Raw genomic sequence first — 16,758 nt, forward strand, 5'->3', positions numbered from 1 at the left:
AGCGCGCCGCAGCCCGTGCCCCTGCGCGCAAGCCCCGTCAGAACGGATCAGGTCGGGTCCGGTTCTGTCAGCCCGATGTCGCGACCGGGTAGACCTCCGGCCCGAGCTTCTCGACCATGTAACGTACGAAGTCCTCGAGTTTTGACGACACGTAGCGTCCTGCCAGATGCACGAGATGCATCGGCTCGCCGAATTGCGCGTCGGCCTCCAGCACACGTACCAGCCGCCCTGCGCCCACCTCAGGTGCGAGCAGATACTCGGGCAGCAGCGCGATCCCCATGCCATGCACCGCAGCCTGCAACTGCGCAAGCGGATTGTGAGCGATGAGCCGGGCGTCGCGTCCCGCCCCACCACTCGCTCCGGCTTGGGTGAACAGCCAGCGGCCCAGCACATCGTCGTAGCGGAACCCCAGACACTCGTGTCCGGCCAGATCGGCGGGATGCTGTGGCACCCCGCGTCGCGCCAGATAGCCCGGCGACGCGCATGCCATACGTGTCACCCCGCGCAACGTGTGCGCGACCAGCCCCGGCTCGGGATTCCCGCCCGACTGAAAGGCCGCGTGAATCCCCTCCTCTTCGAGATCGACGGCGCGATCCTTCAGGGCGAGATCGAGCGCCACGTCCGGATGCGATTGCAGATACTCGGCAAAAATCGGCATCAGCAGATGCGAGCCTACGGTGGTCGGTGCGCTCACACGAAGCTGACCGACTGGCCGGGACATCGCGTTCGACATGGATGCGCCAGCCGGTGCGGCATCGCCCAGCGCATCGGCATTCTCCACGCGTGCCAGCACCTCGGCACACTCGGCGAAGTATCGTTGCCCCAGTTCGGTCGGCACTTGACGCCGGCCGCTGCGCCGCAGCAGCGGCTGCCCGAGACGCGCCTCCAGCGCCTGCACATGGCGCGCCGCCGTGACCGCCGACATGCCGCAAGCCGCCGCACCGGCCGACAAGCTGCCGGCGCGCACGACCTGCACGAACACCTCCATGCATTTGAGGCGATCCATGATCAATCGCGCAGCTTGGCCCGCTCAATGGACATGTGCGTCGGCATCATGTTGGTGTTGGCGTTGTGCATCACCCAGAGCGACCCCGCAACGATGATCGCGATCAACCCTGCCGTACACAGGAAGATGGCCGAGTTCTGGCGCTGACTGCGCTTCGCGCCGATGTGCAGGAAGTACACGAGTTGCACGACCAGTTGCGCGACACACAGCACAACAATGGTGGCCAACCCCATATCGGCGGGCACGAGCTTGAGCATGACCGCGCCGAACGACGCGAATGTGAGCACCAGAGAGAGGAAAAAGCCGATGACGTAGTCGCGCAGGTGACTCTGCGAGGCATACGCCGCATGGTCGTGAACTTGAGCGCTCGTCATACGAACTCCCGCAGATAGACGAAGGTGAAGACACAGATCCAGACGAGGTCGAGAAAGTGCCAGAACAGGCTGAGGCATTGCAGACGGCGGCGGACCACGGCGTCGAAGCCGAAGCGGCCGATCTGGTGAATCATCACGACAAGCCACAGCAAACCACAGGTGACGTGCAGGCCGTGGGTACCCACGAGGGTGAAGAATGCCGACAGGAACGCGCTGCGTCCCGGCCCGGCGCCCTCGTGGAGCAATGCCGAAAATTCGTAGACTTCCATGGCGACGAAGGCTGCCCCGAGCGCAAACGTGACCCATAGCCAGCGCTGGACGACGGCCTCGTTGCCCGGGCGCATCGACAGCGATGCCAGGCCAAAGGTGAAGCTCGAGAGCAGCAGCAGCATGGTCTCGCCGAGCACGAACGGCAGTTCGAAGAGTTCGCGCCCGGTGGGCCCGCCGGCGGTGTTCTGCACGAGCACGCCGAACGTGGCGAAGAGCACGCAGAAGATAAGGCAGTCGCTCATCAGGTAGATCCAGAAACCGAGCGTGGTGGTCGCACCGGTGTCGTGATGACCGTGAGCGTGATCGTTGGACGACGCCTGAGCGCCGTGCCCGTGATGGGGATGAAGGGATGCCGAGGACATCAGGCGGCCTTTTGCAGGGATTGACGCGCAGGAAGCGCTGCACGCAGGTCGGCAAAGCGGGCGTTTTCGATACGCTCCACTTCGGCCGCCGGCACGTAATAATCGACGTCGCGGTCGTAGGTGCGCCACAGGAAGACGGCAACGGTGGCGACAAGGCTCGCACCGGCCAGCCACCAGATATGCCACACGAGCGCGAAGCACATGACACCGCTGAAGACGGAGACGAGGAAGCCGGTGCCGGTGTTGCGCGGCATGTGAATGTCTTCGTATTGCTTGGGCTCACGCCACGCGAGGCCGCGCTCTTTGTCGTCCCAGTGCTGTTCGAGCGAGTCGATGTGGGGCACGTGCGCGAAGTTGTAGAACGGCGCGGGCGAGGATGTCGCCCATTCGAGGCTGCGCGCGTCCCACGGGTCACCGGTCAGATCGCGGTTGGCATGGCGGTCGCGAATGCTCACAACGAGTTGGACGATGAACGCCAGAATCCCCAGTCCGATGACGGCGGCGCCCACGGCGGCCACGATCAGGTAGGGCTGCCAGTCGGCCTGCACGTAATGGTTCATGCGACGTGTCATGCCTTTGAAGCCCAACACGTACAGCGGCATGAAGGCGAGGTAGAAACCCACCAGCCAGCAGGTGAAGGAGATCTTGCCCCAGCGCTCGTTGAGGGTGAAACCGAACACTTTGGGGAACCAGAAGGTGATGCCGGCAAGGCACCCGAACACCACGCCGCCGATGATGACGTTGTGGAAGTGAGCCACCAGGAACAGCGAGTTGTGCAGCACGAAGTCGGCGCCCGGCACGGCGAGCAGCACGCCGGTCATGCCGCCGATGGCGAACGTCACCATGAAACCGATGGTCCAGAGCGTTGACGAGTGGTATCGGATACGGCCCTGATACATGGTGAACAGCCAGTTGAACAGCTTCACACCGGTGGGAATCGAGATGATGGTGGTCATGATCCCGAAGAACGCATTGACGTTGGCGCCGGACCCCATGGTGAAGAAGTGATGCAGCCACACGAAGAACGACAGAATGCCGATCGACGAGGTGGCGTAGACCATGGATTTGTAGCCGAACAGGGGCTTGCGCGAGAACGTGGCGATGATTTCGGAAAACGCGCCGAACGCCGGCAAAATCAGGATGTACACCTCGGGGTGGCCCCAGATCCAGATGAGGTTGACGTACATCATGGCGTTGCCGCCCAGTTCGTTGGTGAAGAAGTGCATGTCCAGATAACGATCGGCGGTGAGCAGCGCGAGCGTGGCGGTCAGCACGGGGAACACGGCAACGATGAGGATGTTGGTGATGAGCGCGGTCCACGTGAACACGGGCATTTTCATCAGGTTCATGCCAGGCGCACGCATGCGCAGGATGGTGACGATGAAGTTGATGCCGGTGAGCGTGGTGCCCAGCCCCGATATCTGTAGCGACCAGATGTAGTAGTCGACTCCGACGGTGGGGCTATACCCGAGTTCGGAGAGCGGCGGATAGGCGACCCAGCCGGTGGCGGCAAAGTCGCCCACGAACATGGACATCATGACGAGCACGGCGCCCATGGCGGAGAGCCAGAACGAGAGGGAGTTCACGAACGGGAACGCCACGTCGCGCGCACCGATTTGCAGCGGCACGATAACGTTCATCAGGCCAAGCACGAGCGGCGTGGCCACGAAGAAGATCATGATGACGCCGTGCGCCGTGAAGATCTGGTCGTAGTGATGCGGCGGCAGGTAACCCGCTTCGCCACCGGCGGCAACGGCCTGTTGTGCGCGCATCATGATGGCGTCGGCGAACCCGCGCAGCAGCATGACGAGCGCGAGCACGATGTACATGACACCAATGCGTTTGTGGTCGACGGAGGTGATCCACTCTTTCCAGAGGTAGCCCCACTTCCGGTAGTAGGTGATGGCGCCCAACAGCGCCGCGCCCCCCATAAGCACCACGGCAAGTGTGCCCATGATGATGGGCTCGTGCAGCGGAATGGCGTCGAGATCTAATTTTCCGAACATGACTTACTCCGTGAGCGCGCGTTGGGCAGCGGGTTGTGCACCGGCTTCGCGCTCGGGACGCAGCGCGAGCAACGCTCGGCGCTTCATTGGATCGAGTTGGCCGTCCACGCGGCAATTGGCGGCGGCGATGATGTCGTCGATGGCGTTACCCGTGACTCGCATGCCTTGCGCGGCACCCTCCATGGGCCCCATGTATTTGCCGACGACGGCATCGAACAGACCCGGCATAACGTTCGCGTAGATCGCCACGGGGGCGCCGGTGCCCGGTTGTTCGAGCTTGACGTAGGTGGGCGCGTCGAGCGTGTCTGGCACAGACTGGGCTTCTTTGACCCACTTTTCGAAATCGCCGCGCGAGGTCACGTGGGCCTTGAAGTGCATGTCCGAGAAGCCCGCACCGCTGTAGGCCGACGACATCCCGGCATAGGTGCCGGTCTCGTTGGCAATCAGGTGGAGCTTTGTCTGCATGCCCGACATGGCGTAGACCATGCTGCCAAGCTGCGGAATGAAGAAGGCGTTCATCAACGACTCGGCCGTGAGCTTGAACTCGACAGGCGTGTCGACCGGCAACACGAGTTTGTTGACGGTAGCGACGTGGTAATCGGGGTAGATGAAAAGCCACTTCCAGTTGAGCGCCACGACTTCGACTCGCACCGGCGGCTTGTCGGTTGCCACGGGCTCGATGGGACGGTAGGGGTCCAGCTTGTGCGTGGTCTCCCAGATCATCACGGCAAGCGACACGACGATGACGACCGGGATACTCCACACGACAACTTCGATCTTGGTCGAATGTGCCCATTTGGGCGAATACGTCGCGGCAGTGTTGGTCTCGCGATAACGCCAGAAGAACACGAGCGTGAGCACGATCACCGGAATGACGACGAGCAGCATGACGCCCAACGCAATCAGGATCAGATGCTTTTCCTGTTCGCCAACGCTACCCTTCGGGTTCAGCAACTCCAGCGTGCAACCGCTCATGGGCACCATCGCCATCGCCGCTGCGACGCGCGCGCACACCATGCGCCAACGAACGCTGGGTGCTGTGTCTGCCCCTCCTCTCAGGGGGGGCGAGACCTTATGCATGGACATCTTTAGCCTCTATGTATGGATACACAATTTGCGTGACGAATGCTACGCATGCGCATATTCCATACATCGCGACATAATGACGCAGGCCACGACTTCCCGGTTCGTGCACCCGCTGTTGGCTTTCTTATCTTGTTTTGTTAGCGCTGGAACCTGCTTTATTTACTGCGTTTTTGATACTGGTTACCTCAGCTGCGCCAGACCGGAGACCCCCTTCCGATACTCAGACAATGAACCAACTCGTCTCGGAAGGGGGTCCCCGGTCCGGCCTCTTACGCCCCAGATTCTCCCCCCCTCTCCTCTCTCCTCCCCCCTAGAAGCGCCACGTCGCTGACACCGACCCCGATACGTCCGCATTGCCCGCCTTGTAAACACTGCTCGATACCGCAGCACCGATCACCACGCGCCGCGCTATCCGATACGACACGCCCGCCTGTATACCAAGGCTGTCTCTTCCCACCACCTCGCTCCTTGTCGTAAAGGTCGCCCCGGGATACCCCGCGAAGTACGCACTCTGATTTATCGCGCCTCCCGTCAACTCATGGTTCCACGTCGCCTGCAAATTCGCCGTCAACGCATTTCCTGAAACCATCGGCAACTCGAAACGCACTTCTCCCCCCAATCGACTCCTCAGCGAATTGAACGTCTTGCCGTCAACGTGCAATCGCACACCATCAGCATTTCCCTCCGTTACGCTCGGACGATACAAGGCCGTGTAATCAAACGCCGCCACCGGACCCGCACTGGTCGTGCCGCTCAACTGCCAACGCCATCCACCGCCCACCGTGGCCGACGCCGTTGCCCCCGTCCACGTTCCCCTTGGCGTCGCCGAGTATCCGTTCACAGCAACCGTGCGATCAACTCGGCCATCTTCAACCCCCGCACGCACCGCCGCAAACGCATGGGGCCCTGCGCTCAGATCCGGCGCGTATCGTGCATGTACGCCAATATCGAACGCCGTCGTCTTGCCCGACCCCGGTGTCTGGCCATCAAGACGTGTCGACTGACTACTGACAGCACCGTGCGCACCAAGGGTCCAGTCTCGGCCCTCGCCCGCCACCTTCTCCACACCAAAGACAACGCCGTAGGTGTTGCCGCTCACCCCCGCCATGTCGCCGTCGCGACTCCGCCAGTAACCGCTTCCGAACGGCATCGCGAACGCTCGCCAATTGCCGCCGGCTACGCTTTCGCCCGTGCTGATGCCGGTGTCCGCGCCCGCACCATTTGCGCCGTCTGCCCCCACCGCGGCAGCCACGATGTCGGTGATCTGACGCTCACGCATCAATCCTCCCGCGAACATGGCGCCATAGGCGGCAGGCGTGAGTTGCGGCAACGCTTTGGCAATGCCGCTGCCATCGGCCGCCGAGAAGTCCAGCGCCGTGACAAGCGGCTGCAAGTCCGTACCGGCACTGCCGGCGATCTTGTCTAACGCCGCCCCCACCCGCTGGCTGTTGCCGTCGGTGCTGTACTGGGAGTAAGCATTCGCCGCACGCGTCACCGCCACGCGATAGGTGTTGCCACCAAGCGACGTGGCGCTCGTCAGCAGCGTCGGCGAAGACAGCAGGGTGGTCACGTTGGCAAACGCACCATTGATGCTCGACGCATTGAGCCATTGATCCGACGTGACGCTGAAAGCATTCGCGTACCAACCCCGCTGTGGAGCGATGGCGAGTGTGCCGTCCAGTGTCGCAGTGCCCGAGACGATCAGTTTGCTGAAGGTGCCATCGCCCGAGAGTTCAGCAAGCAGGCGTCCCGTGTTCGTCTGCCTGTAGTCGCCGGCGATGCTGATAAAACTCCCTGCCAACAAGGGCGCAACGGTGCCTTCGTTCAAGAAGCGTCCGGCAGCGTTAAGCTGGTAGCGGCTGTTGCCGCTGAGCGTCGCGCCGTTTGCGACAGACACGTCGTAGACGGTGTGATCGCCGTTAATTTGCGTGGTCCCGCCAAGCATCGACACCGACAGGTTGTTGCCAATGATATTGCCGTCGAAGCGCAGGTTGAAGGTCGAATCGGGCTGCTCGGTCGCACGGCCGTTCGCGTCAGGTGCCAGACCGAATTTGAGTTGCGTCAGACGAAGGGCGCCGTTGTCGTCGAGCCGCGAGTAAGACGACAGAATGTCGCCGTAGAGCGCCGCCCCCCGCATGATGTTGATCTGCCCGACGTAACCGCTCTCGGACATATATAGCGAGGCGAATTTGCCCGAGAGTCGGCCTGTGACGTCGACCTGCGACACCAGCGGCCCATTGATTTCGTCGGGCAACGCCAGCGCTTTGTTCAGCTCCTCGCGAAAGTACGAGCCTCGATATTCCATGCCTTTACCATCGCCGAGCGGGTTATAGCCGAAATCGAAGCTCGCCGCGATGCCGTGTTCGCCCATTGCCTGAACGTCGCCACGCTGTACAAACGTGTGGTTTTTGCCATAGGCAAACATCACGCCACGGCCATAGGCGCCGTCGGCATACACGCGCGTTCCGGGCAGCACGGTGATGGTATTCCCAACGCCGTCAACCCGAACACCCGCGCCCCCGGGGCCGATGCTCAGCAGATCGGCCAATTGCGAAACATTGTTGTAGCTGCCGTAGACATGCAACCCCAGCCCTTGCGTGGCGGTGTTGTAGACGTTCGGCAGGTAAGCCGTACCGTCCGCATTGCGCGCGAAGTACGGTTGGTCATTCACGAGGCTCAGCCCATCGTTGTATATCGAACGACCAAAGAAATTACGGCGGTCGATGTTGTAGCCGAGGTCTTGAAGCGCTGCCAGTTCGGCCTCCATGAACCCGGTGTAATTGCGATAGGCCTGATGACTCATCAGGCTGTTTTTCAACTCGATATGGGACATGAACGGCAGGTCCACATACCTGACGTTGTCGATCGTGGCCGTCGTGGCCACGGGAATCCCTTTCATCGCCCCCGCCAGCACTTCGCTTACGTGATCGCCGGTAAAGTACCCCCCCTCGTCGCTGACGTCGAATGGATCGTTTGCGGGGGGTTTGGTGCAAAACGGACAATAGATGACTTGTCCCGGCCGGGCCGGATTACCATTCGCGTCGCGCAAATGAGAGGTCCAGACATCGAGCTGGTCGGGGAAGGACGCAGCGTATGGCGACGGCCCCGCGTAGTTCATTTTGATATTGGTACCAATACCCAGGTTATGCCCCACCTCATGAAAGATCACCGCTGGCAAATCGGCTTGCCGATTGAGCGGGACTTGCGACGGAATGTACGGCGCCGTCGAGAAATTCATGTCGGTGATGGTGATTTCTCCGTGCGCCTTGAAGTAGTCCGGGTCCAGCACCCGGTTTTGAAGCAGCGTTGAGACCACCATCGTGTCAACACCACGTTCGTCAGCACCAAACGGGCTATAGGCATGGGTGCCGCCCGTGTTCGACAAGCCGATGTTAAGGATCGCCGGGGTCTGCCCCTGCCCAAACCTCAGAATCTCGCCCCAGTAGCGCAAGGCAGCCACCGTCTGAGCCCTCTGGGTTGCCGAAATGACGCCGCTCGACGGCACCGGCTGCCCCGTAATTTCCGACGTCCGATAGTCGCCGAAGGATGGCGACACGAAGCGCGCAACGATGAACGGCACTCCGTTTGCGTCGGCGATGGTCTCAATATCGTCGGATGCGCCGGCCCCCGGCGACACCATCATGCAAAGCGCCGCAAACGCGACGCCGGTCATACGAATCGTCCTCATTCAGTACTCCGTATCCATTTTTCGGCTTTTGTAATGCTTTGTAATGCCAAGCGCATGGTACGGAGAGCTCCGGGGAGCGTCACTGCGATTTATACGGGGTTCGGGGGAGACCGCCCGCACACCCTTGTTAAATCAAGACTTTTTGAATTTACAGGCTGTCATTCCCGGGGAAAACGGCCCGACTTGTACTAATCACAGTTTCGCCCGGGAGGGTCGATGACGATACTTCACTCACCGACTGACGCAACAAAGCGGCAGCCGAAAACCGAAACCACGACACATCGACTCAAGGAGAAACAATATGCCCGCCATCATCGCTTACGGCTTTCCCGCACTCCTCGGCCTGGTCGGCGTCATCGCCCCGATTTTCGGCTGAACCGCGCCTCAACCCGACCCGCCCCCGGAGAACGACACCATGAGCCACCTCTACGATTTCATCGACAGCTTGCTGACCAACGACACCTGCGTCGAAACCGGCATGCAATGCGCCATGACCATCGGCCACTTCTTCGGCTACTGAACCACCCGTAGCCCCCGCGCCATCAGAGATCTCGTTCACCAAGGAGAAACACCATGCCCGTCACCCTCTTTCACGCCGCCCTGGAGCTGTTCGATAAAGTCAGCCACCTTGTGCCGCTCCCCTTCTGAATCGCCATGACGACAATGAAGAAAGGACCGCACCAGCGGTCCTTTTTCTTTCACGATGTGGCAACGCCCGGAAGGAAGACCTCTATGTCGCCCGTGTGGCATTGGTGGGAATTTCGTCATCCGGTGATTTTTTAGTAGGATTCCACTATTCCATATAAAAATCCGGGGCCAGAGGGATGTCATCTCCCACTAAAGTTTTTTGCATCGAGGACGACCATGATTCGGCAGATCTGATTCGCGAGGATCTGACGGACCGGGGCTATGTCGTCAAGGTGGCGCACGACTTCACGACAGCGCTGGCGACGCTCGCGTCGTTTATGCCAGACGTCATCCTGTGCGACGTCAATGTGCCGGGCATGACCGGCTTCGAGTTTCTGGAAAGCGCGCGCAGCATTATTCAGGGCGAACGCAAGATCCCTTTCATTTTTCTGACGGGCAACGCCGACAAGGCGTCGATTATGCGCGGGCACAGCACCGGCGCCGACGAGTACATGCTCAAGCCGGTCGACTTCGACGTGCTCGACACTGTGATCCGCAAGTACACCGATCACGAGGAAATCCCGGATGGCACACCGCTGCCGTTTGGCCTCACAAAGCGGGAAGTGGAAGTGCTGCAGTGGTCGGCACGCGGCAAGACGTCGGCCGAAATTTCGATCATTCTCGATCTGGGCAAACGCACGGTGGACTTCCACATCGATAACGCCCGCGAGAAGCTCAACGTCGCCACACGCACGGAAGCCGTGGTACGCGCGGCGCTACTCAATATCATCCAGCTTTGATTGCCTCAGACTCTCCTCCCGCGACGGATCACCCGCATGGCTAAAGCATCTTCCTCTGCCCACAAGCAACTCCCGATCCGGCGCAAGATGTATCTGCTGCTCGCCGTTTGCCTCATCGCCATGCTCGCGGTGGGCGTTATCGTGCACCGTGAGGTCGACGCGTCGCAGCGACGCGCGATCGAAGCGGAACGCACGCAGATCGAACACCTCAGCGTGCTCGAGGCGATCAACGATTACATTTCGGACTTCCGCACGGTGGAATCCGAAGCCCTCGCCCCGATGTCGCCCAAGGCACTGGCCGATATCCGCACGGCCGCCGCCGAGTTCGATGACAAGATCAAAGCCGCCACCGATCGCTATCAAAAGGTGCTCGTTCACGACGAGTTCCGTCTGGCCTTCGCGAAATTCCAGACACAGTGGGCACAGTATCGGCGCGCCTCGAATCAGGTGTTTCAACTCGCCCAGGCCGGCAAGCTGAACGAGGCCGTGAAGCTCTATCGCGGCGAGTCGAACAATAAGTACACGCAGGCAAACAGCACCTTCGGCTCACTGGTGTTTCGCAGTACCGAGGCGCTGATCAAGGAAGTCGAAGCCAAGAACAAGGCGGCCCGCAATCGCTTGCTGCAAATCGATGGCCTGATCGCGGCAATGATCGCCGTGACACTGCTCTGCCTGATCTATGTCGATACGGTGATCCTCAAGCCACTCACCCGCCTGATCCGTATGTCGGGCAATGCCGTGTCGGGCAAGGAAAAGCTGCGCCTGCCCTGGCTCTCGCGCGGCGATGAAATCGGCACGCTCTCCCGCTCGCTCGCCAAGTTCCAGGAGAGTACGTCGTCGCTGGTGCGTAATCAGAAGCTCGCCACCGCGAAGAACACGATCCTGCAACGCGCGCTGGCCAATGAGGAACGCCTCAACAATTTCCAGAAGACCTTCCGGTCGATGGCCACGCACGAGTTCCGCACGCTCCTCAATGTGATCGACGGGCATGCGCAGCGCCTGCTGAGCCCGCGTAACGAGGAAACGGATTCGAGTCCGCGCTATACGAAAATCCGCGAAGCGGTTGCCAAGCTCAACAGCCTGATTCAAAACTGGCTGGATGCCGCGCAAAGCGCGTCGCTCGACGACCCGAAGTTCGGCAAGCGCGCCGAGTTGTCTCTCGTCTCCCTGCTGGAGGACGTGCGCGGTGTCGGCTCGGACATGTTCCCGAACGCCACGATTACGGTGCAAGCCGCTCCGGAACTCGACACCCGCATGGTCGGCGACAGCAACGTGCTGTTCCATGCGTTTATCAACCTGATCAGCAACGCCACCAAGTACACGATGGTGGCGCCCGCCATCGATATCGGCGTGTCCGATGCAGGGGACGCCCTGCGCGTGGTCTTGCGGGACAACGGTACCGGTATTCCGGAAGACGAACTCAGGGATATCTTCCAGATGTCGTTCCGCTCGCGCAGCAACGCCGTGCTGGAAGACGGCTCCGGTGTGGGCCTTGCCGTGGTCCACGCCGCCATCGAATTCCACAAAGGCACCATTGAAGTGGCGAGTCAGGTCGGTGTGGGCACCACGTTTACGATCACGCTGCCGAAATCGCCTGACATCGGCGAAGCCGCCTGAGACCATCGCGCGAGATTTGCCAAAAGCAAAACGGGCCGGCATTGCCGGCCCGTTTTGCTTGGTCGCTCGCGCCTTGCAGCTCCCCTCTGCCGCAGGGCCATCCGCCGCCCGTCAAGCGGGCGGCGCCACGTCTGAAGGATTGCCCGAGCCCCCCAACGCCTTGTAGAGCGCCATACGATTGTTCAATCGGTTGAGACGAACCCGCGCGTCTGCGGTCTGCGCGTCGCGCAGGCTCTTTTGCTGAAGAAGCCAGGGCTGAATGTCGATGGCGCCGGCCAGATAACGCGAGCGAAAGAGGGCTTCCGCGCGCTGCGCCTGCGCCAGCGACAAGGCGCGCTGCTCGCCCTCTTTCGCCAGTTGCTCGCGCGCCGAAAGCGCATTCTCGACTTCGCTCAGGGCAGTGAAGAGACTCTTGCGGAAGGTCACGGCAGCTTCGTCGAATTGTGTTTGCGACACCTTGATCTGCAATTGCATGGTGTTCCACTGAACGAACGGCAACGCCAGCCCAAGCCCCAATGTCCCCAACGGGTTGGCCAGCACGCGCTCGAGTGACGAACTCGATGTCCCGAGCGTTCCCGTCAGAGTGAACGTTGGATAGAAGCTCGTGCGCGCTACGTCGACGTTGGCGAGCATTTCTCGCAGACGCCGCTCCGCCGCTTGCAGATCGGGACGACGCCCCAGCAACTCGGCAGGCAACCCGGCCGGCACGACAGGCAACGCCTGCGTGGGCAACGCCGACGGCTCGTCGGCCGCCTGCTGAGGCGGACGGTCGAACAGGATCGCGAGCGCGTTGCGGTTCTCGGTGCGTTGTTGCAGCAGTTGCGTGAGCGCCGCGCGCTGATCCGACAACGTTTGCTCGGCTTGCGCGACGTCCAGCGCCGAGACGGCGCCCGCAGCAAAGCGCGAGCGAACCAGCGCGAGAACTTGCTCGCCGTACGCGATATCGCTTTGCGCGTAAGCAATCACCTGATTCAGGTACCCGATCTGCCAGTAGTACTGTGCCGTCTGGCTGATCACGGCCAGACGCGCCGCTTCGCGATCGGCCTCGGTGGCTTCGAACTCCCAGCGGGCGGCGTCGCGTTGCGCAGCAAGCTTGCCCCACAGGTCCAGCTCGTAGCTCGCCGTCGCCGTCAGACCGCTTGCGCGCGCCATGGCATGGTTGTCCAGCCGGCGCGATACGCTCCCCTGACCTTGCACCGTCACCCCCGGCGTAAGGTTGGTATCTGCCAGTCCGGCCTGCAACTGCGCGCGATACGCCCGGATGCCGGCCACGGCGAGGTCGTTGTTGACGGCCAGTACGTCGGCAATCAGACGGTCGAGCACGGGGTCGCCGAACGCACGCCAGAAATCGGGGGCGATCGCGTTAGCCGACGCGGCGGCCACCGGCGCACCGGTCCACTGCGCCGGCACCGGCACGGCCGGCAGCGGTTCGTGACGAACGCCGGCGCAGCCGGCCAGCAACGTGGCCGCACTCGCCAGTGCGAGCACCGTGCGGGTCAGCGTCGGAATACGAATCGTAGGAATCATTCGGATCATCAGGCAGTACCTCAATCGCGTGCCAGCGCTTCGACGGGGTCCAGCCGCGCGGCATTGCGCGCAGGCATGAAGCCGAACACAACGCCGATGAGCGTCGAACACAGGAAAGCCGTGACAACGGAGCCTATCGAAAACACCATTTTCCATTTGGCGACGAACAGCGAGAAGACGAAGCTCGCCCCGAAGGACAGCGCGATACCGATCGCGCCGCCCATCAGGCACACCATCACGGCCTCGACCAGGAACTGCTGCATGATGTCGCTCTGCCGTGCCCCTACCGCCATACGGATACCGATTTCCCGCGTGCGCTCGGTCACGGACACGATCATGATATTCATCACGCCAATCCCGCCCACGACGAGCGAAATCACGGCAATCAGCGAGAGCAACAGCGTGAGCGACTGACTCGTCTTCTCGACGGTCTTCACCACGCTGTCCATGTTGTAGGTGAAGAAGTCCTTGCGCCCGTGACGCTGCGTCATGAGCGATTCCAGACTTTTCTCGGCCACACTGCTCGGCTGGCCGTCTCGCACCCGCACCGTAATGCTGTCGACATTGCGCTGTCCGAACAAGCGACCGGCCGCCGTGGTGTACGGCACCCAGATGTTCAGACTCTTCATATCGCCAAAGGCGCTCTTCTTCTCCGCCGTCACACCGATCACTACACACGGCAGGTTACCCACGAAAATCACCTCGCCCAGCGGATTCGGATTGGCGCCAAACAGCTTGCGGCGCGTGTTCTGGTCAATCACAGCGACCTGCGCCTGACGGCGCACCTCATCCGGCCCGAAGGCGATACCTTGCGCGATCTTCATGCCGCGCACCTGGAAAAAGTGCTCGCCCACGCCTGTCACCATCGCGCTGGCGTCGATGTTGCGATATCGCAGCAGCAGGCTTCGCGCCGTCTCGGGCGTCGCGCTGTCGACATACACCTGCTCGGACAGCGCGCTCACGTCTTCCGGCACGAGTGTCTGAATCGTGGTGGCGCGATTGTCGCCCCAGTCCTTGCCGGGGTAGATGTTGATCGTGTTCGTACCAATGCTGCCGATCTCGGCCAGCATGTAGCGCTTCGCGCCCTCGCCAATGGCGACGATGGAGACCACGGACGTAATGCCGATAATGATGCCGAGCATCGTCAGGAACGTGCGCAGGCGGTGCGACACCAGCGCGATCCACGCCATGCGGAAGGCTTCGGCAAACCGGCCGATCCCGCCGGCCCACCGGCGCGGCGGCAGAGCGCCGCCGTGGCTCGCCCGCGTAGCGGCCGGGTCGGCTGCGCGCGTAATCGAGACGACTTCACCGTCGGCAGCGCCCTCGCCCGCGCGGACCGGCACCGCAACCGGGGCATCTTCCACCGGGGTATTGGATCGGTCGTCCACGACCTCGCCGTCGCGAATCTCGATGATGCGGCGAGCGTGCGCGGCAACGTTTTCGTCGTGGGTCACGATGATGACCGTGTGGCCGAGCGCGTTGAGTTCCTTGAGAATACGGATGACTTCGCGGCCGCTGCGCGTATCGAGCGCGCCGGTCGGCTCGTCGGCCAGAATCACTTCGCCGCCGTTCATCAGCGCGCGGGCGATACTCACGCGCTGCTGCTGACCGCCCGACAACTGGCTCGGCCGATGGCCGGTACGATCCGCGAGTCCAAGCCGTTCGAGCAACTGTGCCGAGCGCGCACGACGCGCCGCCTGGGGCATGCCGGTATAGACCGACGGCATCTCGACGTTGGCGGCAGCGTCCAGATGCGGCAACAAATGGTAGCGCTGGAAGATGAAACCGAAATGCTCGCGACGCAACTGGGCCAGCGCGTCGGCGTCGAGATCGCGGGTCTCGCGTCCCGCCACGCGGTAGCTACCCTCGCTCGGATGATCCAGACACCCGAGAATGTTCATCAGCGTCGATTTGCCCGACCCCGATGCGCCCATGATCGCAACGATCTCTCCCGCCTCGATGGTGAGATTCACGTCGTTCAGCACGACCACGTCCCGGTCTCCCGAGGGAAAGCGCCGGGTAACGCCCGTCAGCTCGAGCATGGGGTGCGAACTTGCGCTCAAAGGGGACTGGGCGACGGCGCCCGACATTCTCGGCATCCTCAGCGTCCTCGTCATCGTTTATTGACCTGCACCGGCCGACGTGGATTCGCCCGCCTCGCCGATCACGACTCGCTCGCCCGCCTTGAGCCCTTCGCGAACTTCGACCTTCACGTTGTTGTTCAGCCCGGTGACGACCTGACGCGTCGCCGCTTTACCGTCGTCGCCCCGCACTCGTACCTCGTAACGATCGGCTCCGACCTTCTTGCCGAGCGCCGCCACGGGAATGCTCAGCGCTTGCTTGGCGGTACCGAGCAACACGTTCACCTGCGCGGTCATGGAAATGCGCAGGCGGTGATCGGCGTTCGGCACTTCGAACAGCGCGTTGTAGAACACGGCTGTGTTGTTACGCGTGGCGCCGCCACCGAGCGTGCTCTGGGTGTCGAGGAAGTTCTGCGGTGCGGGTTCAATGGCGCGCAGCTTGCCGTAGTAGCGCTTGTCGGGGTCGCCCAGAATCGTGAAGTACGCCGTCTGCCCGGGCGACACGCGGATCACGTCGGCCTCGGAGACCTGCGCCTTCACGGTGATGGTGTCGAGATCGGCGAGCTTCAGAATCACCGGCGCCTGCTGCTGCGCGATCACGGTCTGGCCTTCCTGCGTGACGATGGCGACAACCTCCCCGTCGATGGGAGCGTCGATGCGCGTATAACCGACATTGGCTCTGGCCGATTCGATGGCCACACCGGCCTTGCGCAACTGAGCGTCGAGGCCCGCGAGTGCAGCGCGCTGCGTGTCGAGCGCCGCCTGTGCCGCTTCGAAGTCCTGACGCGAAGTCGAGTTGTCGGGCAACATCTGCTGCTGGCGTGCAAACGCCAATTCTGCCTGCCTGAGCTGCGCGGCAGTCGAGCGCTTCTGCGCCTGAAGGTTCTGCTCTTCGGCCTCGGCCTGACGCAGGCTGTTCTGCGCCAGCACAGGATCGATCTGCGCGAGCCATTGCCCCTTCTTCACCTTGTCGCCGAGCTTGACCTTGAGCGACTTCAACTGCCCGGACACCTGCGCACCGACGTCGACCTGCTGAAACGCCTGGAGCGTTCCCGTCGCAAGAACGGTGTTTTCGATATCGCTGCGCTCAACCTGAGTTGTGATGTACTGCGGCGGCCTGGGAGTCGCGAGACTGCGCAGACCAAGCGCCACGAGTACGACGAGCACGACAAGGCTGGCGACCAGATAGCGTCGGCGGCGAATGAACTGGATCATGGAACGAAGTGGGCGATCAAAGAGGCACGTCGAAAGATACGATGCGCAAAGCCGCTGCCCCCTATTGGCTGGTGAGTCTGCCGGTAGCACACATCGGCA

At 62.0% G+C, this 16,758-nt stretch carries 11 protein-coding genes; 2 read left to right on the plus strand and 9 right to left on the minus strand.

What is annotated here, in order from left to right:
* Positions 1-67: 67 nt before the first annotated feature.
* The 6 genes from AT395_RS17805 to AT395_RS17830 all read right to left on the minus strand — a co-directional run bounded on the left by AT395_RS17805 (position 68) and on the right by AT395_RS17830 (position 8,792).
* Positions 68-1,006 carry a LysR family transcriptional regulator gene (locus AT395_RS17805; RefSeq protein ID WP_048627528.1) on the minus strand — a complete coding sequence of 313 codons (939 nt, stop codon included), beginning with the start codon at positions 1,004-1,006 and terminating at the stop codon, positions 68-70.
* Positions 1,007-1,008: 2 nt separating this feature from the next.
* Entirely contained in the window at positions 1,009-1,380 is a 372-nt protein-coding gene (gene cyoD, locus AT395_RS17810) for a cytochrome o ubiquinol oxidase subunit IV (RefSeq protein ID WP_042112047.1), read from the minus strand.
* The gene (gene cyoC / locus AT395_RS17815; RefSeq protein ID WP_042112049.1) at positions 1,377-2,012 is read right to left on the minus strand and encodes a cytochrome o ubiquinol oxidase subunit III; all 636 of its coding nucleotides are present in this window, start codon (positions 2,010-2,012) and stop codon (positions 1,377-1,379) included. The genes cyoD and cyoC overlap by 4 nt, the downstream gene beginning before the upstream one ends.
* The gene (gene cyoB, locus AT395_RS17820) at positions 2,012-4,018 is read right to left on the minus strand and encodes a cytochrome o ubiquinol oxidase subunit I (RefSeq protein ID WP_048627529.1); all 2,007 of its coding nucleotides are present in this window, start codon (positions 4,016-4,018) and stop codon (positions 2,012-2,014) included. The genes cyoC and cyoB overlap by 1 nt, the downstream gene beginning before the upstream one ends.
* Before the next feature lie 3 nt (positions 4,019-4,021).
* Positions 4,022-4,993, minus strand: coding sequence for a ubiquinol oxidase subunit II (gene cyoA, locus AT395_RS17825; RefSeq protein WP_335645770.1), 972 nt, complete (start codon positions 4,991-4,993; stop codon positions 4,022-4,024).
* A 421-nt stretch (positions 4,994-5,414) separates the two neighbouring features.
* Positions 5,415-8,792: an autotransporter outer membrane beta-barrel domain-containing protein gene (locus tag AT395_RS17830; protein WP_083577665.1), complete on the minus strand. Its 3,378-nt coding sequence runs from the start codon at positions 8,790-8,792 to the stop codon at positions 5,415-5,417.
* 824 nt (positions 8,793-9,616) lie between these two features.
* Between AT395_RS17830 and AT395_RS17835 the strand changes: the two genes are divergently transcribed.
* Positions 9,617-10,219: a response regulator transcription factor gene (locus AT395_RS17835; protein WP_042112055.1), complete on the plus strand. Its 603-nt coding sequence runs from the start codon at positions 9,617-9,619 to the stop codon at positions 10,217-10,219.
* A gap of 36 nt (positions 10,220-10,255) precedes the next feature.
* A complete protein-coding gene (locus tag AT395_RS17840; RefSeq protein ID WP_082164610.1) occupies positions 10,256-11,836 on the plus strand; it encodes a sensor histidine kinase in 1,581 nt (526 codons plus the stop codon).
* 111 nt (positions 11,837-11,947) lie between these two features.
* On the opposite strand, the gene AT395_RS17845 is transcribed toward AT395_RS17840, so the two are convergent.
* From AT395_RS17845 to macA, 3 genes are read right to left on the minus strand one after another with little or no spacing between them, the layout of a single operon-like run.
* Positions 11,948-13,363, minus strand: coding sequence for an efflux transporter outer membrane subunit (locus AT395_RS17845; protein WP_048627542.1), 1,416 nt, complete (start codon positions 13,361-13,363; stop codon positions 11,948-11,950).
* A 20-nt stretch (positions 13,364-13,383) separates the two neighbouring features.
* The gene (locus AT395_RS17850) at positions 13,384-15,453 is read right to left on the minus strand and encodes a MacB family efflux pump subunit (protein ID WP_042112061.1); all 2,070 of its coding nucleotides are present in this window, start codon (positions 15,451-15,453) and stop codon (positions 13,384-13,386) included.
* 30 nt (positions 15,454-15,483) lie between these two features.
* Positions 15,484-16,659: a macrolide transporter subunit MacA gene (gene macA, locus AT395_RS17855; RefSeq protein ID WP_048627532.1), complete on the minus strand. Its 1,176-nt coding sequence runs from the start codon at positions 16,657-16,659 to the stop codon at positions 15,484-15,486.
* Positions 16,660-16,758: the final 99 nt, after the last annotated feature.

Origin of the sequence: Pandoraea apista, from assembly GCF_001465595.2 — a bacterium.
Classification (GTDB): Bacteria; Pseudomonadota; Gammaproteobacteria; order Burkholderiales; family Burkholderiaceae; genus Pandoraea; species Pandoraea apista.